The following is a 26688-nucleotide window of genomic DNA, read 5'->3' on the forward strand; positions in this document are numbered from 1 at the left end:
AATAAAAATAACTGCGAACAAAGTATCCACAGTTATTTTTCCATTATAAATATTCTTTTACCTCATCTCCAACACGTAATGCGTGAAAAAACCGACTCCCATAACAAACAGCCGATTCTCTGTCACCGGATGCAGATATATACCATATACACGGCATACATGCAAAGCATTGCAATTCCTTCTTTGCGGTTAATGACCTTAGATGTCCATGCAAATACCAGAACGACCAGACTCATCACGATCAATACAACCGTATCAATGATGTTGTCCATAAGGAACACAACCGGACTGATTGCACCTGCGACACCAAGTACCAGAAGAATATTGAAAATATTGGAACCAATTACATTTCCAAGTGCCATATCCACTTCGTTCTTCCTTGCCGCAACGATGGATGTCATCAGCTCCGGAAGGCTGGTTCCCATCGCAACGATCGTAAGTCCGATCAGTGTCTGGCTGAAACCAAATGCCAGCGCTATCGCTGAAGCACTGTCTACAACAAAATCACCGCCAAATTTGATTGCGATCATTCCTCCAACAATAAAGATTACACATTTCCACATCGGAAGAATCTTGATCTCTTCGTCAACAAATTCTCCCTCTTCTTGCATCAGTTTGTCTTCTTGATGTGCTGCTCTCGCCTTCTTTGCAGAATTGATCATCCACAGAAGATAACATACAAAAAGAATCAAAAAGATAAAGCCATCTACATGTCCAAGAATCATTCCGATGTACCCAAGTACCATCAACAGTGCCGCACAAAAAATAGACAGTGGAAATTCTTTTTTCAGTGTATCTTTTTCAATCGTAAGCGGTGCAAATAAAGCACAGGCGCCACAGACAACCATCAGGTTAAAGATGTTTGATCCGACAACATTACTTACCGCAAGAGTATTATTGCCAGTCAGGGATGCCGTTACACTGACCGCACATTCCGGAAGGCTGGTTCCCATCGCAACGATCGTCATACCGATGATCATCGATGGAATCCGAAGCTGTCTGGCAACGGAAGAGCTGCCCTCTACGAAGTAGTCCGCTCCTTTTAACAAAAGTACAAATCCTATGACAAGGATAATGACTGATTTTATTAGTTCCATAGTAAAAGTCCTCTCTTTTAAATAACATGTTTTAAATAGCAACTTTCACTATAGAACAAGAAGGACAGACTGTCAACAAACTCCTCCTATTTATTTTATTACCTCCTATTTATTTTATTACCCGGTCAACAACCTCTTTACTTGTCTTCAAATTTTTTTCTTAATTCCTGAATCAGTTCATAGTAATACCGGTGCTTCATCTCCGGAAATGCCTTAATAATTCTTCCCTGTCCAACAATTGTATGATTGGTTATAGAATTAGAAAGTTCATCAAATTCTCTTTGAAGTTCCATTTTCTTTTTGCGGAGTTTCTCAATGGACTGGTCTTTTTTCGTTCCAGCAGCTTCACGCAATTCCGCTTTTGCAAGAGCTGTCTGCACCTTTCCTTTTTCTATAACCTGTGCTGTATCTATTGTTGTATTTGCAACGGTATCACTGATTTTATCACTCACAATCCGCATATCTGAACGGATTTTATTCAATCTGGTAAGTTTCTTATTCAGTCCTTGTATAACAGCTACTGTTACGATAACATCTGCCAGATACACACAATATAAAATTGCCAGTACGATCCAGCCAAAAATCGAATCTGAATGTGCCGATGTATGGTTTTCCACATATTTCTGAAAAACTTTCACAACAAGCACAATTGCCAGTCCCCATATCAATGAAAATTCCAAACAGATATACCCATGAAAATTTAAAGGTTTATCTGAATAATCCCACCATCTCGCATGAAAACATACATCTAACAGCCATCCGGCTATTAACTCCACTACAGTCGCCAGAATAACTCCGAATAGAAATATCATGCCATCATTCATCTGATAACCACTGCTTTGCAGTGTATTTATCATAGCAAAAACAGATATTACTCCAAATCCATATACCGGGCATACAGGGCCATTCAGGAATCCTCTGTTTATAACCTTTCCCAAAGCTACTGCATGAAAGATTACTTCAACAATCCAGCCCCCAAAGGAATATATCAGAAAATACCAGCATATCTGATAGTATGTCATTCCACAAATCATGATTTTCCTCCCTTATAAGAAAAAGTAAAACTGCCATCAGCGGATAAAATGTGTCGCGATCCGCTCTTCCTTTTCCGGCAGTCCAAACTGTTCTTTACCAAGTGCAATGCTCTTCATCAGGAATGTCATATTTCTTGCAAGTGCACGCATCGTCTGCTTTCCTTCTCCATCCTGCTCGGCTTCTCCCGGTGTTCTTCCGTGGATACTGTTCCAGTACTGGCTGGATGCGACCGGCATTCCGGAAATGGTGAAGTATTTGTTCAGCTCATCAAATGTTGCAGAACATCCGCCACGTCTTGCACAGACAACGCTTGCTCCGACCTTCATGGTCTTGTCAAAATGACTGCTGCAGAATAACCGGTCAAGACAGGCGATCAGGGTTGCATTTGCAGATGCATAGTAAACCGGGCTTGCGACTACAAGACCATCTGCCGCTTCAAACTTCGGAGCCAGTTCATTGACTACATCATCAAAGACGCATTTGCCTTTTTCATAACAGGATCCACATGCGATACATCCACGGACTGCTTTATTCCCGATAACAACTGTCTCAACTTCTATTCCGTTTTCTTTGAAAATATTTTCCATTTCTTTTAATGCAACAGCTGTATTGCCATTTGCTTTCGGGCTTCCATTGATCATAAGTACTTTTAAATTCTCTTTCATGATAATCATTCTCCTTTTCTGACAATTTTCTGCGAGATTTATTATATCATCCTTTTTCCGCCTGTGATATACTTTCCATCGAATTTTGAAAAATAAGCTGTATTTACTGAAAGGAAAAATTTATTTATGAATCAGCATTCACTTTCTTACATAAAGGGGATTTCCTTTGCCACATTTTCTGATAACGAACTAATCGGGATGATCCGCTATGCAAACCATCCCGAAAACGCTTACTTTCCTTCCCCTTCAGGGAAAATAATCTTATTTACGAAGAAGAATACCACCATCGATACCCCTCCGTTCAACACTGTCGTTCCGATATTGTATAACCATCCCGGTACAAACATCCCGGCTACCGCAACCCAGATACAGTTGATCGAGTTTACGATACAGGTAACAATACAGAATGCGATCAGATACCAGAATGCCTGATACCATACTTTTCCTTTACTGCGGAATACGAAATTTCTCTGGATCGGGAAGTTGATGCACTCTCCGACTACCATTGCGATCATGTATGCGCAAAAATAAGGAAGTCCGCCATGTGCGGCGTCATATCCGATGATATTCCACTTGAAAGTCTCACCGAATAGAGTAATGTCGATTCCCGGAAATCCGAAATCCACTTTTGGAAGTCCTGCAAATGCCAACGGCAGGAACAACAAGAGTAAATATTTGAGCACTGTGATCAGGTTGCTGACGATCACGAACAGACCGCCCTCCCGGATCCATTTAGAGGCTCCGGGATGCTTGTCTGCGAAGTGCTGCCATGAATTTTTAATACTGTTTATCATATGCAGTCTCCACTTTTTTTAATTCTATTCTTCCTCTGCTACTTTAGCTGCTTCGAGTTCCTTTGCTGCTTTATCTGCCTGACTTCTCACACGGAATCTCTTAATTGTTACAACTTCAAGGAAGATGATCAGTGCTGCGAGAAGTACATCTACAACGATCAGGATGATCTGCCATAACAGTAATCCTGTAGTGAGATTCTTTTCATCATATGCACGGCTGTTTACAACGGTGTATAAAATGTTGTGTGCTGCACGTCTCATATTGGTAACAGTTGTTGCTGAATCTGTGTTTTTAATATAGTTTGTTCCAGCATCATAGTTTGAAAGGCATGCATCTCCACCATTATAGATTGAACGCTCTGCATCCATATATCCAAATCCTGCAAAGTAGTCTGTCAGAACAAATCCTTCAAATCCCCACTCATCTCTGAGGACCATATTAAGAAGAGAATTGCAGGCTCCTGCCCACTGTGTTCCAATGTAGTTGTAAGATGACATAACTGCTTTCGCATTGCCTTCTTTTACAGCGATTTCAAATGGCTTCAGATAAATTTCACGGATTGCCTGTTCATTTGCCCAGTCCATACTTGTAAGCCATCTTCCAGTTTCCTGGCTGTTCATTGCGAAATGCTTGATATAAGCATATACACCATGATCTGCTGCCCCCTGTACTGCCTGTGCTGCAATCTTTCCTGACAGAAGGCCATCTTCTGAATAATACTCAAAGTTACGTCCTGCAAATGCATTTCTGTGAATGTTCATAGCTGGTGCATACCATCCGGATACATTCATCTCATCAGCCATCTGACCGATGCTGTCACCAAATGCTTTTGCAATATCTTCGTTAAATGAGTTGGCGATCATAACTCCACAAGGGAAACCAATTGATCCAACACCGGTAAAGTTGTTGTTGATTGACGCCGGTCCGTCACAGTCTGTTGTGTTTGTCTTTCCAACACTCTTTGCAGCTGCTGTCTGATATCCACCTAATGCAACCAGATCCACCATATCAGATACGCTTAATTCATCAAGAAGCTCATCCCACTTGGCATCATCATAATCAAGACCTCTCATATCAACCAGTTCCAGACCATTCTTCGCATCTGTGGTTGGCATTACAGCATCTTTATCTTCCTCAGCCTTCCAGTTTGAGTTATTGGTAAATTCTGCTTTGGCTTCATCTGAAATACTGCAATTTGTCGGTGCTGCAAAAGCTTCTTCCATATTTGCAAACTGATCTGCTCTTGATAAGTATGTAATGTCACCCTCTGCAAAGTCAAATGCATTGGTTGCTGCAACTTCATCTGTTGAACGTTTGTTGTCACTGTTATAAACAACTTCATCATCTACTGTATAAGTATCAGTATCAACGATTATATGCGAATCTGTCTGGAGACTAACCTCATAATCACCGGCTTCCAGTACATATGCCTTTTCATTCTGATAATCATAAGATGCCATATCTTCTACGTTGAAGCTTAATGTCAGAGTCTGTGACTCACCCGGCTCCAGTAAATCTGTCTTGTCAAATGCTGCAAGATTTGTAGAAGCCTTTTCAATTCCACCATTGATATACGGCGGATTATAGTATAATTCTGCAACCTGTTTTCCTGCCACGTCGCCAGTGTTTGTAATGGTAACATCTACAGAAATCTTTCCATCCTCTTCTTTCAGATCTCCCATTGTCTCATCAAAAGTAGTGTAGGATAATCCGTATCCGAATGGATATACAACTTCTTTGTCATAATCAATTGCACCTTCTGCTGCGGCTGTTTCGTAGAAACGATATCCCACATAAATGCTCTCTGTATAATTTACAAAATGCGGAACAGCACCTGCAACAAACGGGTCGTCTTTGTCAATTGTGAATTCGTCCATATTGTCATATGCGAAATCACCAAAGTTATTGAAAGTCGGTGTCTGTGTAAGGTCTGCCACAAATGTATCTGCTGTCTTTCCTGAAGGATTTACTTCTCCGTCAAGAATTCTTCCAAGAGATTCAAATCCGTTCTGACCAGTTCCCGGACACCACAGAGCTGCCTTAATCTGCTCGTATTCATTTACGAATCCAAGTTCCATTGTGTTTGCACCATTGTAAACAACGATAACATTATCAAAGTTCTCACATACCATATCCAGCATGTTACGTTCACTCTGGCTTAATTCCAGATAATGAGATCCTTCCGGGAAATCCTGATAATCTTCCGAATTATCGGTGTAATTAACCTTTGATACGTCTGTCGGAAGATCGATGTGTTCTCCACCTACACGTGTAAGTACCACCATTGCTGTATCAGAAAAATCTTTTGCATTTTCAATCATGCTGTCAGAATATTTATCAACAGATGGCTCCGGTAATGTCCAGTCCTGTTCCCACATTCCAACTTCCGGTCTGTCTGCACGATAATCTTTATAGAAATCAGAGATTTCATCATTCAGCTTAAAGCCTGCATCCTTTAATCCAGTTAAAAGATCTACCGTATCATATGCATCTGAAAGAGCTCCTGAACCTGTACCACCATAGCAAGGATTGGTAGATGCCCATCCAAATACATTCAGGTTTTTGTTCTTATCCAGCGGAAGTAATCCACCATTATTTTTCAGAAGAACAATTCCCTCATCTGCAATCTGGATTCCTAAATCCTCTGCATCATTCTGTGTCTTATCTGTAATCGTTCCTTTTCCACTTACCAGTGTTAAAAGAGTGGACATCGGTCCTGTACAAATAAGGTTTGCTACAATTGTAATTGCAAGAAGTGCTGCCAGTCCAACTTCTGAACGGATGATTTTCCTTCTTGTCTTTGACACTTTCATCACTGCGATTACTGCAACAAGCGCAACCACAACGATAACAGCTAATGCGATAAGATATGGCTTCAATGTATTTAAAATATTTACCACATCACTCCAGTTAACACTTAACATCGCTGCTTCCTCCCAACCTTTATTTTTTGTTCCTTTGAACTTGATAGCTATATCCTACCACATCATTTTCTCCCTGGTGAAAATCTGCATAATCTGCACTTTTTATGCACAAACGGTTTTTGTCCCTGTGAAACTTAGATAAAATGAACGCCATGTTTTTATGCATTTCGCACAATCATGGCGTTCTTATTCTTTTCAGTCTCTTTTTAATTTTCCGGTTTACTCTCCTTCATCGGAATCAGGATTTTCAGATTAAACCAGTTGTCCTTCGTGTCAATGCTGACTGCACCTTCGTACTTATTGACCGTATACCGGATACTTTTCAGCCCATATCCATGATACTCTTTTTCCTTCTTTGTCGTGACCAGAGAACCTTCTTTATACTGCAATTCCTCTTCATAATAATTCTCAAACCGGAGGATCAGGAAACTCTTCTGCCTTGATACCGTCACATGGATCAGACGCTTCTCCTTTTCCGGAATCTTCATTTCACACTCGATCGCATTGTCCAGCGCATTTCCAAAAATACTGCAGATGTCCATGACATCCATAAATTCCAGAAGCGTTCCGTCTGCCACACAGGTAAATGTAATCCCGTGCTTGTTACAGTACAGGCTTTTCGTCGTAAGTACCGTATCCAGGACTTTATTTCCGGTCTTATTCTGCGCTTCATACTGACGGATCTCTTCTTCCATCCGGTTCAGAAATTCTTCTCGTTTTTTCGGATCTTCCTCACTTCTGAGTACCGCAATCTGATGCTTCAGATCATGATATTTATAATTGATCAGATCAATACTTTCTCTGGACTGCTTATACTGTACATATTGATTCTGCAGAACATTCTGCACTGCCTCCAGTTCTTTTTTCACACGCAGTTCCCCGCACTGGATCAGGTGCGCATACAAAATGGCAATTCCTCCCACATCAACCAGCGTCCGGATATTTCCGATTTCAAAGGAATAAGATCCGGAAAACGGCGTATTACTTGTCAAGAAGCTTAAATTACTCACAGCAAACACAGCAATACCGATCAACACCGCCGAGAATAATTCTTTGGGACTGATATTCATTTTCCCATCTTTCGGCAGATGTGTATGCAGAATTTTCAGCAAAACGCATGCGATGCATCCATAAATTCCAATAAGCAGTAATGCCCGAATCCAAATTTCCGGCATCTTCCCTTTCCAGAAGAAACATACAACCTGCCACTCGATTGATGCCAGAAACTCCGCCACTACAAATGCGATCATGCCAAAGTAAACTGCATCCGTCCTGCCCACATCACAGCACCCGTAAATAAATCCAATCATCAAAATCACCGCAATGACCATACACGGAATCCAGAAATAAATCAGCAAATTCCCTGTCGCCACAAGAAATATACTCTGAACTGCCAGTGCCCCTGTCATCATCAGAAGAGTTCTCGTCTTATCCATTCGTTTCTTCAGTGGCAAAATAAAAATCATGCACGCAAGCCATTCGGCAAGTGCGGTGTAAAATTGCGGTATATCCGGCATAAAATCATTCATTACTTTATAACCTCTCCCCAGTATTTTGTCAGCTCTTCCATAAATTCTTTTTTCCTGGCACGGCTCAGTACCAGCTGTTCCCCTTTTACCATCGCACATCCATCCTGAATTCCGTCCACATGCTGCAGGTTGATCAGATAGCCTTTATTTCCACGGCAAAAATTCATCCCCTTCAGCTTTTCTTCCATTTCCTTCATCGTTCCGTTGGTCTCATAATCTCCCAGGATCGTATGCAAGATCAGAGTATGTCCCTGACTTTCTATATAGTAAATATTAGCGATATTGACGCGCACAGCACCGCCTTTGATATTCACCATGATCACTTTCTGTTCTCTCTTTTTCATCCGTCCGATCGCCCGGTTCAGACGCTGTGAAAAGGCAAAATAAGAAACCGGCTTTAACACATAATCCAGCGCATCCACTGCATATCCACGAATCGCATACTGTGCCATGTTCGTGATAAAAATAATAACAACCTCTGTATCCATCTTACGGATCTCTTCCGCAGCTGACATACCATCCATAAACTTCATTTCCACATCCATCAGGATCAGATCATACTGAGACTGATATTTGTGTACGATCTGATCCCCATCGGTATAAACTGTAATATCAAATAATTCCCCGTTCTCTTTTTCATACTGATGCAGAAAATCCTGCAACTGCTGTGCATACATCATTTCATCTTCCACGATCGCAATCTTTATCATTGGTTTCTTCTTCTCCTTCCCACGCCAAAATAGGACTTATACTTAAAAATATTTTAGTACAAGTCCTTTGTTATTTCTACATTTTCTTTTAGTCTCTCTTTATTGCAGCCCGTATCAGATGTCCCGTTCCCTTGATCCTATGTCCGTTTGCCATTTCTGTCAGTGCTTCTGCCATTTCCATTGTCACAAAGCCACCTGTCATCTTTGCATAACCACGGATCGGCATATTATAGTTAAACAGCACATTTAAACTTGGTTTTCCCCGCCATTCACTGATTTTCAAAAGAATTTTAAGTATGCCACACAAAAGCTTTCCAAGAATTCCTTTTCCATAATACAGCTGACACACTGCATCATTCATCTGGATCTCACCACTCCAGCTTCCATCCGGAATCTCTTTTCCGTAAAGGCGGGCAAATTCTTCATCTGAAATCTCTTTGATCTGACCACTGAAATATTCCGGCATTTCTTCTTTGTTATAGCCACCATTTTCTACAGTTCCCGTGGCTTCCAGAGTTCCTTCCAGAAGCATATGTTCTGCATTTTCACCGATCATGATCTGATAGGTTCCGGATTCAATTTCCCAGCTGTCCGTTCTGGTATCATAAAAACGGAAGCTCTTATCATCGAATGAGATCCAGACCTCCTTTTCCTCTCCCGGTTCCAGTTCTACTCGCTTAAATCCTTTCAGTTCGCGGACCGGACGGAAAATAGTATCTGACTGTTTACCAACATAAAGCTGCGCAATCTCAGTCCCTGCCATATTTCCCGTATTTTTAACAGTAAATTTTACACCTTCGGAATTTACTTTCAGATTGTTATACTCAAATGTAGTATAGCTAAGTCCAAATCCAAATGGAAAACGTGTCATTTTTCCAGCTGTTGTATAATAGCGATATCCCACGTATACAGATTCTCTATACTCACTGCTGCGTTCTTTACTCGGATAATACGCATAAGCCGGTGTATCTTTATAATGAAGCGGGTAAGTTTCATTTAACTTCCCTGACGGATTTACTTTTCCTGTCAGCACATTCATCATTGCCGAAGCTCCTGCCTGTCCTCCCAGATATCCATGCACGATTCCTTTTACATAAGAATACCACGGCATCTCAATTGCGGAACCTGCTGAAAGCACTACAACTACATTAGAATTGACCGTTGTCAGTTCGTCCAGAAGAGTATCCTGTGCATATGGCATTTCCATGTGACTACGGTCGAGTCCTTCGGACTCACTGATCTCATCCAGACCACCGAAGAACAGGACAACATCTGCTTTTCTCGCGGCTTCCACTGCTGCCTTCATCAATTTTTTATCCGGTTTTCTGTTGCGGATATATCCCTGCTCGTAAGCAATGACATCCACACCGCTCTCACCGATCACATCCATGATCGCCTCTGGCTGTTTTGTCGGATTTACAAGTGATGATCCCGCGCCCTGATATCTTGGTGTCTTTGCAAAATCTCCAATCACGGCAACTTTTTTTCCCGGTTTTAATGGAAGGATCTGATCCTCATTTTTCAGAAGAACAATGCTTTCCTCCGCTGCTTTTCTTGCGAGCTTATGATGTGCTTCTACATCAAACTGCTTTCCTTTTGCCTCCTCAGTTGCCTGGTGGGTTGCAAAGATTACGTTTAACAGCTCGTCCAGTCTCTGATCCAGCACGGACTCTTCCAGATCTCCGTTCTCTACTGCACGGATGATATCACGCATACCGGATTTCCCGGTTCCCGGCATTTCCAGATGACTTCCATTCTTTACGCCCAGTGCATGGTCATTACTTCCACCCCAGTCCGAAACCACATAGCCATCAAATCCCCATTCATCTACGAGAATTTCCTGCAGCATATGACTGTTCTCATTTGCATATACGCCATTCACTTCATTATAAGAAGACATGATGGATTTTGCTTTTCCTTCTTTGACTGCGATCTCAAATCCAGTGGTGTAAATCTCGCGGAATGTTCTCTCGTCTACTACGGAATCATTTGCCATGCGGCGAAGTTCCTGACTGTTCGCAGCGAAATGCTTCGGACATGCCGCAATTCCTTTGCTCTGGATCCCGCGCACATAGGCTGCTGCCATCTTTCCTGCGTGATACGGATCCTCTGAAAAATATTCAAAGTTTCTTCCGCACAGCGGACTTCTCTTGATATTCAGTCCAGGGCCAAGAATTACATTGACTCCCATAGTGACCGCTTCTTCTGCAAGCGCCTCACCGATCTCTTCCCCCAGTGCTTCATCCCAGCTGTTTGCCACGCCTGCTGCCGTCGGAAAACAGGTTGCCGGAAGACTGGCGTTAAGTCCTAAATGATCCCCTGCACCCGCCTGTCTTCTCAGTCCGTGAGGTCCGTCCGACATGGTCATCGACGGAATCCCGTATTTTTCAAAATCAACTGTTTCCCACGTATTCTTCCCGGACATCATCTGTGCTTTCTCTGCTAATGTCATTTGTTTTATGATCTGTTCATACTTTAAACTCATTTCGAAACCTACCTTACCTTTATTCTATCTGCTTTTTTCTACCTGTTGCAAGTCTCTTTTTTGTTGAGCCTATCATAGCACAGAAAGCAGACTGTCAAAGCCTGCTTTCATAAATGGTTGAAATTTCTGCACGAACTGCATTTTCCAGTGTAAAATCGATTTGAAAATTACTTCTTCTCATGGTTCCTGCTTTTCCGAAACTCATACAGCCGATACAGAGTCTGGATACTTCGATGTCTGTATTGCCGATTTTTGTATATTCCATGAAAAAAGAACCTCCTCTTTTTGCTTTACTATATCACCGGAAAATGATAATATTTTTCAATATAATACATTTAACCGGGAAGTCGGGGGACGTGCTGCACCCGCTCCGAGCCTGTCGGAGGTGGTGCTAATGAGTACATATGAAGAATTACAACTCATCGTATCCATTGCGGTGCTTATTGTTGCAATACTTAATTATACACATAAAAAATAGCCGTCCAGACTTTGGCGAGTTGACGGCTATTCTTTATAACTTGTAAATAAATTCGCCGGAGTGGGTAAGTTGCGGTTACCTTCCGACTTTCCTGTTAAGTGTATTATAAGACACACTCACACATTTGTCAAATACGCAAAAATAGTGCAACAGCAACGCTGCTACACTATCCATAAAGTGGAGAATACGAGATTCGAACTCGTGACCTCCTGCTTGCAAGGCAGGCGCTCTCCCAACTGAGCTAATCCCCCATATGACGTTTATGACTTATTTAAATTATCACAAACGTCCGTTTTTGTCAACTGTATCCGGCAATTTTATAACAGATCCATTAAACATTCTTCTTTTCCGCATTTTTATATGCCGTCTCATAGAACAATTCCTGTGAATCCAGCTTTTCTTCATTGATATCACGATCTACATAATCGCCATCTGCAATCAGCTCTTTTCCTTTTTCGTCATCCTTCATCATTGTATCGAACATTTCATCCAGTCGTGCACGCAGGGTATCGTCCAGGACCGGAGCTGCAACCTCCACACGTCTGATGGTATTTCTTGTCATGAAATCAGCGGATGCGATGTAGATTTTTTCTCTCTCCGGCGTTCCGAAACGATAAATACGGGAATGCTCCAGGAATCTTCCTACGATGCTGACTATCTTGATATTTTCTGTATATCCCGGAATTCCCGGAATCAGACAGCAGATTCCACGTACTACCATCTCAATCTTCACACCAGCCTGTGACGCTTCTACCAGTTTTTCAATGATGACTTTATCCGTCAGGGAATTGATCTTGATTCCAACATAAGCATCTTCCCCCTTCTTCGCATGGCAAATCTCATCATCGATCATAGCAAGTACTTTATTCTGAAGACACTTCGGTGCCACCAGAAGGACATGTGTTTCTTCGATGGTTTCACCGCGCAGCAGACATGCAAATACTTCTGCCGCTTCTTTTCCGATTTCCTGCTTTGCTGTAATCAGTGACAGGTCTGTATATAAAGTAGAAGTCTTTTCATTATAGTTACCGGTTCCGATCTGCGTAATATATTCCAGACCTTTCTCTGTCTTTCTGGTGATCAGGCAAAGTTTTGAATGTACCTTGAATCCATTCAGTCCATAAATTACACGGCATCCGGCTTCTTCCAGCTTTCTGGAGTATTCAATATTGCTTTCCTCATCAAATCTTGCTCGAAGTTCTACAAGTACTACAACCTCTTTTCCATTTTCTGCCGCTTCAACCAGTGCATCCACAACCTGACTACGGACAGCCAGACGATACAACGTCATTTTAATGGATACGACAGAATCATCTCTTGCTGCCTCATAAAGCAGATTAGTGAAAGATTTGATATTTTCAAAAGGATAAGATAAAAGTACATCTTTCTGCTCGATCTGGGCAATCAGGCTCTGTTTATCATTCAACTGCGGTGTCATTCGAGGGCTTCTTTTCTGATAGAAAAGATTCTCTTTTGCTGTTCCCTGCATTCTCAGATAATTCTGAATTGCAAATACAAAGGATAAATCCAACGGTACTCTTGATAAGAATACATGCTCTTTATCCATATGGATATATTTGCAGATTTCCGCAATCAGCTTTTTATTGATCTTTCTGGAGAATTCCATGCGGACAGGATTCATACGTTTTCTCTGCTTTACCAGATTTTCCATGGCGTCTCTGTAATCCATGTCTTCATCATAAATGGTTTCTGTATCAATATCCGCATTTCTCGTAATTCGCAGGAGAGATTTTTCTTTGATTTCATATTTTTTAAATAATTTCGGCAGGAAATGAAGGATCAGTTCTTCCGAAAGCATAAAGGTTCCCGGTCTGGTCGGGATATCGATCAGGCGCTTAAACACGTTATTACTGCACGGAATGATCGCAGTTTTTGTCTTTCCACCCTTCGTTGCAAGCAGTGCAACCGCATAGATCTCTTTATTCTGTAAGAATGGAAACGGCTGCTGTTTGCTGATGATATTCGCAGACAGATATGGTGCAATTTCATTATCAAAGTAAGTTTCCAGTAATTCCCCTTCTTTTCCGGAAAGCTTGTTGAAATTGATAATCCGGATCCCCTGCGGCTCCAATTCGCCCATGAGCTGTTCATAGATCATTGCTTTTTTTATATCCAGCTCCCTCGTAGCTTCAATAATTGCTTTCACCTGCTCTTCGCTGGTCATATTTGTTTTATTTTCACGTACAACTTCAGAAGATTCCATCTGATCCATCAAGGTTCCCACCCGCACCATATAGAATTCATCCAGATTAGACTGGTAAATTGATGCAAAGGTAAGACGCTCTGCAAGCGGTACTCTTGGATTTCCTGCTTCATTCAGCACTCTTTCATTAAATTTTAACCACGACAATTCACGATTCATCATATATGGTTCTGATTTCATTGTTTTCTTCTTCATTTGGTATCTCCTTTTCGTGATTTCTGTTAGTTTCTTTTTCTTAGCATTTAGTTCCGATTATACATCTGCGGTTCGGATCTATCTATCATTGCCATGTGTTTTCTTTGTAAAATCAATGTAAAATCTGCGTGCCCTGTTCCTTCATCTTTTTGCGATATACACTTGGTGACATCCGGTACCGCTCCTTAAATACCCGGTTAAATGTCCGCTGACTTTCAAATCCGCTGTCCAGACAAATCTCAATAATTGAATCCGTTGTATTTTCCAGCTTCGCACAGGCATAACGAAGTCTGGTATCATTCAGATACTGATTGAAATTACTGTGAAATGTCCCGGAAAAAACTCTCGAAACTGCATACTTGCTGACTCCGATCTCCTGTGCCATCTTATCCAGTGTCACATTTTCCCGGAAATGCCCGGATATATATGCCACCGTCTGATAAATCAGATCGTCACTTCCGATTTTGGATTTTTCATCCAATTCCAAAAGCGGAATACAACGCGCCAGAACGATCTGTAAATAAGCCTGCAGGATCAGAAATTCTTCCTCATTAGTAAGCATCATCCGGCACAAGGCATATGCAACCTCTTCATCTAATTCTCTGCCTTTAAGGACGGGATAGACCGGTGCATATTTCTGCAGTGCCTCACTGAAAAATCCAAGATTATCCGGAATCAAATTCACACAATACACCTTATGTGCGTCCTCTCCAAATACCTGATAGTGATGGATCACATCCGGAAATACAATTCCCAGATCCCCTGTTTCCAGATGATACAATTCCTGTCCAATCCCAAGCTCTAAAGTGCCTTCTGTCACATAGATCATCTCCAAGGTGCTGTGCAGATGCGGTCCTGCATGCCTGGCTCTTTTTTGTACGGTCTGTATTTTCCGATTCGTATTTTTATAATGTAAATACATAGCCTTTCCTCTTTGAACAAGTGCTTTTTTTATTTTATTATATAGCATTTTTACAAGATTTGTCTACTTTTTCATCAGATTTGGCAAGCATATCTCCGCTTTTCAATCTATAATGACCACATAAAGAAAAGAAAGGAGAGAACAAATCATGAAAGAAAGAATGATTAAAAAAATCAAAGATTATATGCATGAAGTGATCGAATTTTATGCTGCGAATTATCTGTATCTCGAAGCAATGAACCGTCACTAAAAAAGGACCTGCGGGCTTGCAAGGTCCTTTTTTTGTATCTAAATTTATCATTTTGTAATGGATGATATTTTCTATTTTACAGAAAAGCTTACTTCCTCATAATCTCGCCAAAGATGCATTCTTGTAGGAGTCATCATCTGTTACTTCTTTGATCACTTTCAGGAATTTCGGCATATGATTCCCGATCGGCAATCTTTGGTCATCTTCATTTCAATACTTTACGATATCCCAAATATCCTGAAATCACACCGAACAAAATTCCTCCAAGAACATCTGTCGGATAATGTACATACAGGTATAACCTCGATATTGCGATCAGACATGCCAGCACAAGCGCAAATTTCCAAAGCTTCTTTTCACCTGCCAGGTACAAAGCTGTTACCGAAGCAAACGAAGCTGCCGTATGTCCGGACGGAAAAGAATAATCATGAAGCTTTGCTACCAGAAGGTGTACTCCTGTATTCACATCATACGGTCTTGTCCGTGCTACAAGATTTTTCAGGACAATATTGCAGAGTAATACATCTACTACTAAAGCAGCCACCATAACCACGCCGCTTTTTCTCGTTTTAGGAAGCAGAAGCAATACTATGCTCAACACAATCCATATAATTCCTGCATCCCCAAGTCTTGTAATAAATACCATGATTTTATCCAGAAAAGGCGTATGCAACGTCTGGATCCAATCCAAAATACTTAATTCAATGTTCATAAGTTTTTTCCTGCTTTCTTCATCAGTATTTTTACTTTTCTATAGAATAACATAGATTACTGAGAAAAAGTCATTTTAAAAAATATTTCTTGGTCAGTAACAGCATATTAACTTTTTTCTCATAGTTGCTTGTGATAAACTATAATTAAGTATCATGCGAATGCTTACAGGGAGGCAATATATGAATTATAAATTTATACCGGATTCCATTAAAATTGATGATAGTATTCCTTTAAATTACAGTTTAGACGAATTTTTAGAATTACAAATTTCTTACAAACAATCTTTTGAAAAAATTCTAACGGACATTGTTGATTTTGCATATTTTGACAATTGGGTAAAAAATAATATTAATGATTTACCTATAGTTAATGATAAAGAAGCAAATTTTTATCGTAAATTTTCAACCTTAAATAGTGATTATATATACTTAAGAAATAATATTCACATTGAAAAACTTGATTTTAAAGAATTAAATGAACTTAGAAGTAACGTCAATAAAGATTTTTTGCTTAGAACATATAAAAAAGTTTTGTTTGAAGATGGCAATTACACTTTCTTTGGTTCTGCTACAGAAATGAATTTAGTTGCATCCAAAAGCCTGGTTTTTGAATTTGCATTTGACGCAAAAGAATGTGTTACATTAGACATATACAACTTTTACAACCACTATAAAGAAAACATATTGGAATTTATTGCAAAACTAATAGCAGATGCTCTTAATTGTAATGTTTCGCTGCATAGATATTCAGCAATTCCTGAATTATTTTCTACCGAAGATAATAAAGAGAGCATAAAATCATCATATCTCGGATAGCCGGACTTGCCTATCCACCTGTCAGTATATGGTTCAATTATAGGATTCAAAATGATTTTATGAAAGAATAGATTCTCAGAAAAGAAGAATTGAAATTCGACGGTTTTCAATTCTTTTTTTCCATATCCATGCAGATTGATTACAGCATACAAAAAGTCCCTGCAAATATTACACATGCAACGATCGTGCCACTGAAAAATTCCTTCACTGTATGCCTTTTTTCAACTCAACAGATGCCCAGAATTCTGCCAGATATAACAGCAGACAGATTAGCGTCACATAGCTACTAAATTAGATATCAAAAGTTATAAGCATCTTTGTAGATATATCATATCAATAAGTTGAATACCACACTCAAATATTGGATGATCATAATGATCGATGAAGAAATTAGGGATGCAATGAGAGCGTGTAAAACCACATTTCTCATAAAACGGAACAGTCAATGCACTATCTCCTGTTCCTACTTGCATAACAGAGTATTTACCAGTATATCTGCGAATCAAAAAGTCAATTAGAGCTTTTCCGTATCCGCAGCCTTGATATTCTGGCTTTACTGCAATATTCTTGATTTCAAGAATCCTATTTCCCTCATTGGTAACGACGCACTCTGCTTTCACGCCATTATCATCAAGCACATACATGATTCCTTTTTCAAGATAGCGACGAATCATATCTTCCTGCTCATCTGCCAGAAATAATAAGTCTATATAATGCATCTTATCGTCAATGATCTCTTTGATTACCATATTTCGCCTCCATAACTTCTTCAGCCATTTCGATTAACGCTTTATTATATTCTACCCTATCACGCTCGCACCAAATGGCATGAAAGAGAGTCTTGCCATCTTGAAAAACTGCTTTCCAAATGGAATTCCGATAATTGTAATACACCATATGCGTCCTGCAAAAACCCAAGCCAGACCGCCCAGTAATCCTCCAAATATAAACCAAAGGATATTACCTATAGTTCTCATGACAACACCTCTCCTTATCCAATGTCTAATATTCTTTTGCAATTTTCTCTGTTACCATACCGGAACGACTGAAAGATTTGAGAGTCGCAGAAAAAAGAATATCATTACATGAATTGTCTGATGCTACTGGCATCCCGAGTTTCACACTCGGCAATTATGAGAAAGATAAAAATGTAGATATGTCACTTGGCAATCTACTGACGCTAGCAGACTTCTATCATGTAAGCACCGATTGCCCACTGCCTGAATCTTGTTGCAATCACTGATTTAATTCGGTATCCAAGAGATATAATCATATCTAAATTGTAATAAGTAACATTATATGTTTTTCCATCATCTGCAGTTGTTCGGAATTTCCGAACAACTGAATCCTTATCCAATTCCCCTTCTTCGAATATATGCTTTATATGTTCACTTATATTTGATTTACTGCATTGATATAATTCAGTAAGCTGCTGTTGTGTCAGCCACACTGTATCATCTTCTATTTTAACTTCTATATTTGTCTGCCCATCATCAGTCTGATATATAAGTATTTCCCCATATTCATCAGTTCCAATTTTATCTGCCATAAGCACCTCTCCAATCCATTACTTCTTAGTTATGAAATGTGAACACATATGTTCACTATTGTCTCAACCAAATCTTATCATCATTCCAACTGCTGTTCAATCAAAACTTTTTCCATTACACAGTGCAAAATAAAAGAGACTCCACTCGCCATGAATGAAGCCTCCTGATATATGTATACATCCTGCAGCATATTATCCGCAGGATGCCGGCTGCCTATGCAGCCTTTTTGTCCAGAAGCTGTTTTACTCCGCCTAAGTAATAACAGAACCTTCAAATATTTCTATCTATCGCAAATCAATTCTTTCAAAGCACATATCCTGCGATATAACCAGAGTCTTCTATGTCTTTTCCTGCTCAAACAATATTCCTTCTTGTATATTAGTCCCCGGCGACGGCTAGATACGCATTAGAGATGTCTCCATCCAAATGCTGTTCTAGCAAGGGATTTTTCCCTTGAACCCTTTGTTTATTATATGTGGGGCGCTTTTTGTCCCCATTTTATCATTTTGGTGGCACTTTCTGCCCCCACTCAGGAAATATTGCTAAAATACAGTTTAGATTTACCATAAATACAAATCTGGAAGTTATCTATTTCTCCTCTTCGTTAAGACCTAGTTCATTACATATTACTTGCTATCCCTGATACCTTATTCTTTCAACCAGCGTTTCCTTTTTCAGATTACTGCTTAAAACGCAGGAAAGTACAATCTGCAACAGACCGACCAAAAAAATCATAATAAAAATTGGTACGATTGGAACATGATAGATATTCATTCCAAATACTCCATTATGTTTTGCATAGGAAAAAAGTGCATAGCCGAGCGGCAGACCAATGATCAAAGCTACGCATATGGTACCAACCGTAAACATCAGTCCCTGTAACTGCAGGCATAAATTTAATTGTTTATTTGTCATACCCACAGCCTGTAATATACCATATTCCTGCTTTTTTGTCGTAATATTCATGATCATGGTATTCGCCATATTCATAAACCCGATGAGTCCTACAATAGCCATAAACAGATAACAGCCAAGCTTCATCATGCTGCTTGCAAATTCGGCAGATTGTAACTGCGCATGATAAGTATCCATTTTTATATGCGAAGTATTAGAAATCAAAGTATTCAGACTTTGTTCTACAGATGCCACATCTTTTTTATCACAGTCCACCCACAGATAGCCATAGGCTGTTCCTCTCGGATTCATGGAACGATATACACCTTCCGGAATGACAAGATAAGTGTCCGCACTTACAAAAGATCCTGCAATCTTTCCCTGATAGGTATAGGTTCCACTTCCATTCTCAAAGTCAAATGCAATGGATTCACCCGGAGCATATCCATCTTGTTCCATCCACGTTGACCAGCCAAAGAAAATATCACCATTCTTTACCGCCTGATCATAGTCCATAGAGCCAATATCCCCTTCTTGGCGCATAAAATCAAAATCCTTTTCACTCACAATATCAGCCGGAAATCTTGTTCCGTTCAGATTTACAGAGACAATCTCTCTCGTCATGACATCTGTTACTCCCGGAATGCTTTTGATTTCTTCAATCAGCGAATCATTCAATGGATCATCCGTCAGAATCGTATCCAGATTATTCTCCGGATATCTTTCATCATACTCAGCAGAATAGTCAAGCTGCAGTTCAAATTGTCCATGATTAACGGAAAGACGTGCTTCATGCTCCGTGTCAATATTTCCCACATAATTAGAGATAATCACAAACAATACGCAAGAAAAACCCATTGTGAGGATAGTACCAATAGTTCTTTTGGGATTACCCGTTACATTTGCCATTGCCATAGAAAACACGGTGACATTTTTTCTGCCATTTCGTTTTCCTTTTTTTGTGTTTCTGCATTTTCTAAATACCGTGTTGCTTCGATAGGTGAAATCCGTGAAACAATTTTCATTGGTTTACGCAGTGCCAAAGCAACGGTAAGAAATGATACGAAAATACAGAGAAGCATAACAGGCAGGGAAAACAGAGGAACCTGCTGATTTTGAACTCCCATAGAGCCAGTTCCGGTTGATACAAGGTTCCCCTGTTCTACCAGCCAGTTAAAACCGCATTTTGCAATCAGAAAGCCAAAAAGCAATCCAACTGGTATTGAAAAAAATGTCAAAAAAATGCCCTCTCTGAAGATCAGTTGTTTCATCTGCTTTTTTGTCGCTCCCAGAGCCTTGATTTTTCCATACTCCTGTATCTTGTTGGCAATACCGACCTGAAAAATATTATAAATAACCACAACAGAGAAAAGTACAATTGCAAGAATCAAAACCCCGCATACCGCAATCGTTTCATAACTCGGCTGCAAGACCCATTGCAGGTAGAGGTCATTGATGATCACGTTTTTCTGGTCAATGCCGCAGGAATCCGCGATTTCTTTTATAACAGGCGCAACATTATTCATAGATGCATTTGCAGAATCGCTCAAGGTAAAATAGATATTATATTGCCTATCACCCTCCGCAACACGCTCATTATAAAAATCCTGCGAACCGAATACAACATAGGAAGCCTCGATGGTATATTCATCCCGGTCATATAAAATCCCGCTGACAATAAATTCCACCGGTGCGTATTCCGACTGCATGCCGGAACGGTACTCCAATGTTACGGTGTCTCCGACCTTTACATCATGGTATCCCACTGCATCAAAGAAAGCGCGTCCTGCGGCAATTTCCTGCGCCTTTTCCGGATAGGTACCTTCCTTCAACACATATTCCTGATTATAGGGAAGCATTTTCCTGACCGTTTCATCCGCACTGACAAAGCCGCCATTTTCATTTCCTTTCAGGATGCCCTCCGTACACATGATGCCGATATCAGATATCTCAGCTCTGCGTTCCACTTCTTTTAATTGTGTACCATTTGCGGCGATAAACAGGCCGTAGTTGCTTCCATATGAGCCTGCCGCCTGACTTTTCTGTAAACGGATCATTCCATTTCCCATAGTACTGATAATCACAAGCAGCATCGTAGTCAGACATATGGACATCATAATCAGTATACTTCTTGTCTTGTTCTTTTTGTCATTGCTATATGCAATCCTGCTTATTGTCTTCATCTAAAATCCACCACCTGTCCATCCTCAATTACCAGAATACGATCAGCGACCTGTGCAATTTCGTCATCATGGGTAATCATTACAATTGTCTGTCCATATTTTTTTGCTGTCATCTTAAGCAGAGCGATTACCTCATCACTGGTCTTAGAATCAAGATTGCCTGTCGGCTCATCTGCAAATATAATTTCCGGACGATTCACCAGTGCTCTTGCAATTGCTACTCTCTGCTGCTGTCCTCCGGATAACTGATTTGGCAGATTATAAATCCGGTTTTCAATCCCCAGAGTTGCAATAATATCATTTACATACGCTTCATCCACTTTTCTTCCATCCAGCCCCAGTGGCAGTACAATATTTTCCCAGACATTAACAGATGAAACCAGATTAAATGCCTGAAAAACAAATCCGATTTTTCTTCTGCGGAAAACAGCAAGGGCATCTTCCTTCATCCTGTATAAATCTTTCCCTGCTAAAGTAACACTGCCTTTTGTCGGGGTGTCTAGCCCTCCAAGCATATGAAGTAATGTACTTTTACCGGAACCTGACTTTCCAACAATTGCAACAAATTCTCCCTGCTCAATCTGAATGTCCACCTGATTGACCGCTTTGACCTGATTCTCACCTGCGCCATAAAACTTACAAAGCTGCTTGGTTTCTAATATCACACTCATGTATTGCCTCCTTTTCAATTCTGTAAAGCGTACCTTTTCAGCACGCTTTCTTTGCCTGTTTATATATTTGGTCATTTTTCAACCTACATCCAAATTGTATCAGGACAATCTTTCATTTCACTTTCAAAAAACGAGCAGAAATCTTACAGAATTGTAAAATTTCTGCTCACTTAAAATTTAACCAACATATGGTAATTGAATCACAAACGTGCTTCCTTTTTTCTTTTTGCCGGAGGTTACCGTAATCGTACCTGCGTGTTTTTCAATAATTTCTCTCGATAGAAAAAGTCCGATTCCTGTACCACTCTTTTCCATGACCTCCTTGGAACTTCCTCTGTAAAATCGTTGAAAAATTTTGTGATACTCATTCTGCGGAATACCAATTCCCTGATCCTCAATTTCCATTCTTACAAGATCGTTTCTCTTTTGTAACCGGATAAATATTTTTGAACCACACGGACTGTACTTGACCGCATTATCCAGAACGTTGATCACAGCTTCACCAAGCCACCTTTTATCCTGCATAATCGTGCATGTTTCCAGCTCTTTTTCATAGTCAAAAACGAATTCAATTTCTTTCTCATCCGCTTTAGGATAAGTGCGGTTCACAGCAGATATGACAGTATCCATAAGCGGAAGTTTTTTCTTATTAATCTGAATCAGTCCAGTTTCCATCTTGGATATTTCAAGAAGCGACTGCAATAATGTCTCCAGTCCATCCAGAGCACTCCGACAACGGATACGAAACTCCTCCTGTTCTGTGGCACTTAAGTCGTTCTGCATCAGCACACTAAAACATGTATCCAAAGCTGCAACCGGTGTCTTTAACTGGTGAGAAATATCAGAAACCATTTCTTTCGTGTTCTCCTTTTCTGCCCTTGCTTCTTCCTTTATCAACTGAATATGATGTCCGATTGCTTCAAGCTGGTCATTCAATTTTTCCAGTTCTGCATGATTTTCCGTTTTCAGTAAATCATCAAATTTATTTTCACGGAATCTGATCAGAATTTCTTCCAACTGGTCTAAAATTTTCTGATGACACGCATCTTCTTTTTTCTTCCAATAAAGTAAAAAAGTCAAAAGAAGCACGCATATCACAGTGCTTACAGCACCGGTCACCATAACCTGATGCCGGAATTGCGAATAAAATGCATTCCCTTTATTCCCCCAGTATCCATATTGCTCCAATAATCGCCTTCCCTGTTCGTCAGTTTCAATATCCTTATCCTTAAGCAATTCCGAAACAGCATCCAGCCCGGAAAATTCTTCCTTTGCAGCAATCTCTGTCATAAGATTCATTTTATATTTATAATCTTCATAAAACACATACGTGGTAAAGCAATTTAATATTGCAAACAATAATATGACAGGTAATACCAAGGAGAGCACTACTGTAATCTTCTTGCGATATCTCTTTGTCACTGCCTTACCTCCTGATTCCATATATACCCAAGACCTCTGATATTCTTTATATAGACCGGTGCAGCCGGATTGTCTTCGATTTTCTCACGGAGTCTTCTGATATTGACAGCGATTGTATTTTCATCCACAAAATCCCCTTCCAGATCAAACACATTTTCCAATATTTGTGTTTTTGAAAGAATCTGTTTCGGATTCTGAAGAAAAAAAGTCAGCATTTTCAACTCCGTTTTTGTCAGACTGATTTCACGACTCTTTATCAGGACTTTCATTTCTCCTGCGATAAATACGATATCTCCCGAAATCATCTTTCCGGCTTCCGTTTTCTCCTGTCTGCGACGGAAATATGCTTCTATTTTCAAAAGAAGTACCGAAAGGCTAAACGGTTTTGTAATATAATCATCTGCCCCTGCTTCATATCCCATAACCTGATCCATCTCCTGGTCCAGTGCTGTAAGGCAAATAATGTATGTATTATAATTGCATCTCATCCACCTTACAAATTCCAGCCCATTCCCATCCGGAAGATTCACATCACAAATGGTAACATCCACATTATTATCACTTGCAATTCTTTTCGCTTTTTTCACTGATTCTGCTGAAAAAACCTCATATCCGGATTTTTTCAGTGAAAATGTAATTCCACGATTTAAATTTTCATCATCTTCAACCACGAGTATACCTGGCATAGCATATGCACCTCTCTTTATTAACTATTTCTCCTCTTCGTTGCCTTAGTCTCTGCCGATGTTATATCCACATCATCAAGTTCAATCGTGACATTAGTGTAATCATCCGGCTTTTGTTTTAGTTTGGACAAAAGAACAACTGTCTCAACTGTATTACCACTTTCCCACAAAATCTAACCTTGACGATACCATCCACAAATATCATTTAGCGAACATGCATCTCTTATTATATTTATTTCAGATGAATAATAACCTGCATCCATTAATGAATCCTAAACTCATCCAAAATAACCGCCGCCTGCTCATAATTTAAATTGATCAATATTTCAAGTATATCTTCATATGCTTCAATAAGTTCTTGATCCTGTTTAATTTTATCACTATATGTAATAAAGGATTTAAGGATAATCAACTGTACTATTGCTTCTTGTTCTCTTATTGATTTTTTAAATTTATTTACCTCAGATTTTGCATTTTGAAAGCTATTTCTAATAGAAATTAATATTTCTGGCAGCAATTCATCCATATGCATTTGGTAAATCGTTCTCAACAGTTCCTTTATGTGATATTCTCCATACTTTGTAAATTGCTTATTCAAAAATTGCTTATCTACGTATGAATAATTTGTTTTGATTTTACTCCAGTCTCCCGTGCAATATCTCGTTACAGAAAGCATAAGAGATTTATATAACTGTATTCGAACATACTCCTCATCAATGTCATTTACTTTTTTCTCAATATATAGAATTTTCTTTTTACATATATTTCTTCTTTTTGAGTCAACATATGAGTCAAAAAATTCACATAAAAAATTGCCAAAGATATCTTGATAGAACTCAATTGTATCTGTTGTAAATTTTGTAAAATCAATCTCTTCAAATAATATATCGATTGCCATTTTTGCATCATCTTGGGTTTGAATCATTTCCCGCTGAAACAGCTCTATGATTTCATGTTCTTGGTAAACATCAAAAATTTCGTGAGCATTATAATTTCTTTTAGTATATTTCCAAATATCAATCACACATAGCAAAATTTCATGAATAACCATTCTAAAAGATTCATTCGTAAAATTTAGGCCGCAATTTGCAACATGGCATATTGTAGATATATCATAGTTACTCATATCAAAAACATCTATCTCTAAAGATTCTTCCTGCAGCAGATACCTATCTATTATCTCCTCTTCGCGACTAGTATAACAATTTCCATCATCATCTTTGATATAACGATCTATTCCTGACAACTTAGGTTGCATATTAGGATTAAATATAAACTCCTTATCTTTCTTACTCACTTTCAAATAATTAGCATTATATTTTTGATGTTCCATCTGATCTTCAGATAATTTAATAATTGTATTAAATACCGCTTGTGCCAAAGTCTCGTGATTAGCTAAATATCTCTTCACGTATTTAGCCATTTCATCAATAACACCATGTTGCCCCTTATACATCAAACAATCCAACACAATTTTCTTTATTTTATTTTTTATCCCAATAGCAACATCATTTTCCAATTGATTCAATAAAACTGGCATAAGTGCAGTATCTGCCAAAAAGCTTCCATTAAAAAACAATTTCTCTATTCCGTTAATCCATATTGTGCAAAACTTTTCCCTTTTCTCATTTTCTAATTCTTGATGATTTATTGCACTAGCAATTAAAAGTATCAAAAGATTTTCATATTGAAATGCCATATCAGTATCCTTCATCAATTCTAAAATAACTTTAATTGCATCAAGAGTTGATGGCAAGTCAATCTGCCCAGGCACCATATTATCATTACACTTTTTAATCGCCGCATTTAATCTCTGCTTAGGTTTATTGAATTCTTCTTGTCTTAGAACAATTTTTTCTGCTTCCCCTGATATTTGGGGTTCTAACATAATTATATTGTCGGTTATCTTGGTTGCTTTTGCACCACGCATATCCATTTTTTGAATCTGTAAATAGTCCTGTGCATTTTCTGCATCATTTTTTATAATTGAATATAAATAATCAAGAATTCCATAGCATTTATCCTGAACCATTGAATCAAAATATATCTGTGTATGAGATACATATTCTTGTATACTCAAATCACATTTTTTATCCAACTCATATCTATCTTTAAGCTCAGGTATCCCCATGGTCTTAAGAATTTGCCTTTCGAGCAACTCTTTTGTCGGATTTTTTTTGTACAACATATATCTTGTGGTATCCCAATGAACAAGTTCTATGCTTGTAGCCAAATCCAAAGCATAACCCGGTAATTCGTTTTCAAAGTGCATTCCTATACTCTCAATGATTGTAAGCAATACTATATTATTTGATTTTGAATAAATAGTTTCTTTGACATAATTTGCAAATGCAACAGTGAATTCATGATCCTTTTTACAAATCTCCAAACTGCTTATTATAGCCTCTTTAAGACAAAAAATAACATCTCCTGTTATGAAGTGA

General features: G+C 39.2%; 23 protein-coding genes and 1 tRNA gene. 2 read left to right on the plus strand and 22 right to left on the minus strand.

The window, feature by feature from the left end; genetic code table 11:
• Nucleotides 1-122 precede the first annotated feature (122 nt).
• The 13 genes from ACYQ5K_RS01550 to ACYQ5K_RS01610 form a co-directional block, all read right to left on the minus strand.
• Nucleotides 123-1097 (minus strand): calcium/sodium antiporter, encoded by a 975-nt coding sequence (locus ACYQ5K_RS01550; protein ID WP_459777212.1) that lies wholly within the window; start codon nucleotides 1095-1097, stop codon nucleotides 123-125.
• A gap of 137 nt (nucleotides 1098-1234) precedes the next feature.
• Nucleotides 1235-2131 carry a putative ABC transporter permease gene (locus tag ACYQ5K_RS01555; protein ID WP_173689511.1) on the minus strand — a complete coding sequence of 299 codons (897 nt, stop codon included), beginning with the start codon at nucleotides 2129-2131 and terminating at the stop codon, nucleotides 1235-1237.
• A gap of 36 nt (nucleotides 2132-2167) precedes the next feature.
• The gene (locus tag ACYQ5K_RS01560) at nucleotides 2168-2797 is read right to left on the minus strand and encodes a flavodoxin family protein (RefSeq protein ID WP_173689510.1); all 630 of its coding nucleotides are present in this window, start codon (nucleotides 2795-2797) and stop codon (nucleotides 2168-2170) included.
• A 230-nt stretch (nucleotides 2798-3027) separates the two neighbouring features.
• Complete coding sequence (locus ACYQ5K_RS01565; RefSeq protein ID WP_334298987.1) at nucleotides 3028-3588, minus strand: GtrA family protein; 561 nt, start codon at nucleotides 3586-3588, stop codon at nucleotides 3028-3030.
• 27 nt (nucleotides 3589-3615) lie between these two features.
• Nucleotides 3616-6516 carry a glycoside hydrolase family 3 C-terminal domain-containing protein gene (locus ACYQ5K_RS01570; RefSeq protein ID WP_459777213.1) on the minus strand — a complete coding sequence of 967 codons (2901 nt, stop codon included), beginning with the start codon at nucleotides 6514-6516 and terminating at the stop codon, nucleotides 3616-3618.
• Nucleotides 6517-6722: 206 nt separating this feature from the next.
• Entirely contained in the window at nucleotides 6723-8045 is a 1323-nt protein-coding gene (locus ACYQ5K_RS01575) for a GHKL domain-containing protein (RefSeq protein ID WP_459777214.1), read from the minus strand.
• Nucleotides 8045-8755 carry a LytR/AlgR family response regulator transcription factor gene (locus ACYQ5K_RS01580; RefSeq protein ID WP_195231613.1) on the minus strand — a complete coding sequence of 237 codons (711 nt, stop codon included), beginning with the start codon at nucleotides 8753-8755 and terminating at the stop codon, nucleotides 8045-8047. The genes ACYQ5K_RS01575 and ACYQ5K_RS01580 overlap by 1 nt, the downstream gene beginning before the upstream one ends.
• 88 nt (nucleotides 8756-8843) lie before the next feature.
• Nucleotides 8844-11240 (minus strand): glycoside hydrolase family 3 C-terminal domain-containing protein, encoded by a 2397-nt coding sequence (locus ACYQ5K_RS01585; RefSeq protein ID WP_195231614.1) that lies wholly within the window; start codon nucleotides 11238-11240, stop codon nucleotides 8844-8846.
• Nucleotides 11241-11334: 94 nt separating this feature from the next.
• Nucleotides 11335-11505, minus strand: coding sequence for a hypothetical protein (locus ACYQ5K_RS01590; protein WP_173689490.1), 171 nt, complete (start codon nucleotides 11503-11505; stop codon nucleotides 11335-11337).
• 391 nt (nucleotides 11506-11896) lie between these two features.
• Nucleotides 11897-11969: transfer RNA gene (locus tag ACYQ5K_RS01595), tRNA-Ala, on the minus strand.
• Nucleotides 11970-12049: 80 nt separating this feature from the next.
• Complete coding sequence (gene ppk1, locus ACYQ5K_RS01600) at nucleotides 12050-14137, minus strand: polyphosphate kinase 1 (RefSeq protein ID WP_195231615.1); 2088 nt, start codon at nucleotides 14135-14137, stop codon at nucleotides 12050-12052.
• A gap of 112 nt (nucleotides 14138-14249) precedes the next feature.
• Nucleotides 14250-15059, minus strand: a complete 810-nt coding sequence (locus tag ACYQ5K_RS01605) for a helix-turn-helix domain-containing protein (protein WP_195231616.1) — start codon at nucleotides 15057-15059, stop codon at nucleotides 14250-14252.
• Nucleotides 15060-15514: 455 nt separating this feature from the next.
• Nucleotides 15515-16021, minus strand: coding sequence for a phosphatase PAP2 family protein (locus ACYQ5K_RS01610; RefSeq protein ID WP_195231617.1), 507 nt, complete (start codon nucleotides 16019-16021; stop codon nucleotides 15515-15517).
• A gap of 181 nt (nucleotides 16022-16202) precedes the next feature.
• Here ACYQ5K_RS01610 and ACYQ5K_RS01615 point away from each other — a divergent pair, with 181 nt between their 5' ends.
• Nucleotides 16203-16838, plus strand: a complete 636-nt coding sequence (locus ACYQ5K_RS01615) for a hypothetical protein (RefSeq protein WP_173689496.1) — start codon at nucleotides 16203-16205, stop codon at nucleotides 16836-16838.
• A 305-nt stretch (nucleotides 16839-17143) separates the two neighbouring features.
• On the opposite strand, the gene ACYQ5K_RS01620 is transcribed toward ACYQ5K_RS01615, so the two are convergent.
• Nucleotides 17144-17587: a GNAT family N-acetyltransferase gene (locus tag ACYQ5K_RS01620; protein WP_173689495.1), complete on the minus strand. Its 444-nt coding sequence runs from the start codon at nucleotides 17585-17587 to the stop codon at nucleotides 17144-17146.
• A 51-nt stretch (nucleotides 17588-17638) separates the two neighbouring features.
• Nucleotides 17639-17815: a YccF domain-containing protein gene (locus tag ACYQ5K_RS01625; protein ID WP_173689494.1), complete on the minus strand. Its 177-nt coding sequence runs from the start codon at nucleotides 17813-17815 to the stop codon at nucleotides 17639-17641.
• A gap of 113 nt (nucleotides 17816-17928) precedes the next feature.
• Here ACYQ5K_RS01625 and ACYQ5K_RS01630 point away from each other — a divergent pair, with 113 nt between their 5' ends.
• Nucleotides 17929-18081, plus strand: coding sequence for a hypothetical protein (locus tag ACYQ5K_RS01630; protein WP_459777219.1), 153 nt, complete (start codon nucleotides 17929-17931; stop codon nucleotides 18079-18081).
• On the opposite strand, the gene ACYQ5K_RS01635 is transcribed toward ACYQ5K_RS01630, so the two are convergent.
• The 7 genes from ACYQ5K_RS01635 to ACYQ5K_RS01665 all read right to left on the minus strand — a co-directional run.
• On the minus strand, nucleotides 18019-18387 hold the full coding sequence (locus ACYQ5K_RS01635) for a virulence RhuM family protein (RefSeq protein ID WP_201856680.1): 369 nt from the start codon (nucleotides 18385-18387) through the stop codon (nucleotides 18019-18021). The genes ACYQ5K_RS01630 and ACYQ5K_RS01635 overlap by 63 nt on opposite strands.
• A 634-nt stretch (nucleotides 18388-19021) precedes the next feature.
• Complete coding sequence (locus ACYQ5K_RS01640) at nucleotides 19022-20116, minus strand: ABC transporter permease (protein WP_459777215.1); 1095 nt, start codon at nucleotides 20114-20116, stop codon at nucleotides 19022-19024.
• A gap of 62 nt (nucleotides 20117-20178) precedes the next feature.
• Nucleotides 20179-21465, minus strand: coding sequence for an ABC transporter permease (locus ACYQ5K_RS01645; RefSeq protein WP_459777216.1), 1287 nt, complete (start codon nucleotides 21463-21465; stop codon nucleotides 20179-20181).
• On the minus strand, nucleotides 21462-22136 hold the full coding sequence (locus ACYQ5K_RS01650) for an ABC transporter ATP-binding protein (RefSeq protein ID WP_006426335.1): 675 nt from the start codon (nucleotides 22134-22136) through the stop codon (nucleotides 21462-21464). The genes ACYQ5K_RS01645 and ACYQ5K_RS01650 overlap by 4 nt, the downstream gene beginning before the upstream one ends.
• A 177-nt stretch (nucleotides 22137-22313) precedes the next feature.
• Nucleotides 22314-23579, minus strand: coding sequence for a sensor histidine kinase (locus ACYQ5K_RS01655; protein WP_459777217.1), 1266 nt, complete (start codon nucleotides 23577-23579; stop codon nucleotides 22314-22316).
• Nucleotides 23555-24244 (minus strand): response regulator transcription factor, encoded by a 690-nt coding sequence (locus ACYQ5K_RS01660; protein WP_117494501.1) that lies wholly within the window; start codon nucleotides 24242-24244, stop codon nucleotides 23555-23557. Before ACYQ5K_RS01660 ends, ACYQ5K_RS01655 begins: the two co-directional genes overlap by 25 nt.
• A gap of 262 nt (nucleotides 24245-24506) precedes the next feature.
• On the minus strand, nucleotides 24507-26688 hold a 2182-nt coding region (locus tag ACYQ5K_RS01665; protein ID WP_459777218.1), incomplete at its 5' end, for a hypothetical protein.

It is taken from the genome of Allocoprococcus similis (assembly GCF_054660775.1).

Coding starts and splice junctions, on each gene's coding strand:
- ACYQ5K_RS01550 (WP_459777212.1), bottom strand. CDS start 1,097: ATGGAACTAATAAAATCAGTCATTATCCTTGTCATAGGATTTGTACTT.
- ACYQ5K_RS01555 (WP_173689511.1), bottom strand. CDS start 2,131: ATGATTTGTGGAATGACATACTATCAGATATGCTGGTATTTTCTGATA.
- ACYQ5K_RS01560 (WP_173689510.1), bottom strand. CDS start 2,797: ATGAAAGAGAATTTAAAAGTACTTATGATCAATGGAAGCCCGAAAGCA.
- ACYQ5K_RS01570 (WP_459777213.1), bottom strand. CDS start 6,516: ATGTTAAGTGTTAACTGGAGTGATGTGGTAAATATTTTAAATACATTG.
- ACYQ5K_RS01575 (WP_459777214.1), bottom strand. CDS start 8,045: ATGAATGATTTTATGCCGGATATACCGCAATTTTACACCGCACTTGCC.
- ACYQ5K_RS01580 (WP_195231613.1), bottom strand. CDS start 8,755: ATGATAAAGATTGCGATCGTGGAAGATGAAATGATGTATGCACAGCAG.
- ACYQ5K_RS01585 (WP_195231614.1), bottom strand. CDS start 11,240: ATGAGTTTAAAGTATGAACAGATCATAAAACAAATGACATTAGCAGAG.
- ACYQ5K_RS01590 (WP_173689490.1), bottom strand. CDS start 11,505: ATGGAATATACAAAAATCGGCAATACAGACATCGAAGTATCCAGACTC.
- ppk1 (WP_195231615.1), bottom strand. CDS start 14,137: ATGAAGAAGAAAACAATGAAATCAGAACCATATATGATGAATCGTGAA.
- ACYQ5K_RS01605 (WP_195231616.1), bottom strand. CDS start 15,059: ATGTATTTACATTATAAAAATACGAATCGGAAAATACAGACCGTACAA.
- ACYQ5K_RS01610 (WP_195231617.1), bottom strand. CDS start 16,021: ATGAACATTGAATTAAGTATTTTGGATTGGATCCAGACGTTGCATACG.
- ACYQ5K_RS01615 (WP_173689496.1), top strand. CDS start 16,203: ATGAATTATAAATTTATACCGGATTCCATTAAAATTGATGATAGTATT.
- ACYQ5K_RS01620 (WP_173689495.1), bottom strand. CDS start 17,587: ATGGTAATCAAAGAGATCATTGACGATAAGATGCATTATATAGACTTA.
- ACYQ5K_RS01625 (WP_173689494.1), bottom strand. CDS start 17,815: ATGAGAACTATAGGTAATATCCTTTGGTTTATATTTGGAGGATTACTG.
- ACYQ5K_RS01635 (WP_201856680.1), bottom strand. CDS start 18,387: ATGGCAGATAAAATTGGAACTGATGAATATGGGGAAATACTTATATAT.
- ACYQ5K_RS01645 (WP_459777216.1), bottom strand. CDS start 21,465: ATGAAGACAATAAGCAGGATTGCATATAGCAATGACAAAAAGAACAAG.
- ACYQ5K_RS01650 (WP_006426335.1), bottom strand. CDS start 22,136: ATGAGTGTGATATTAGAAACCAAGCAGCTTTGTAAGTTTTATGGCGCA.
- ACYQ5K_RS01655 (WP_459777217.1), bottom strand. CDS start 23,579: ATGGAATCAGGAGGTAAGGCAGTGACAAAGAGATATCGCAAGAAGATT.
- ACYQ5K_RS01660 (WP_117494501.1), bottom strand. CDS start 24,244: ATGCCAGGTATACTCGTGGTTGAAGATGATGAAAATTTAAATCGTGGA.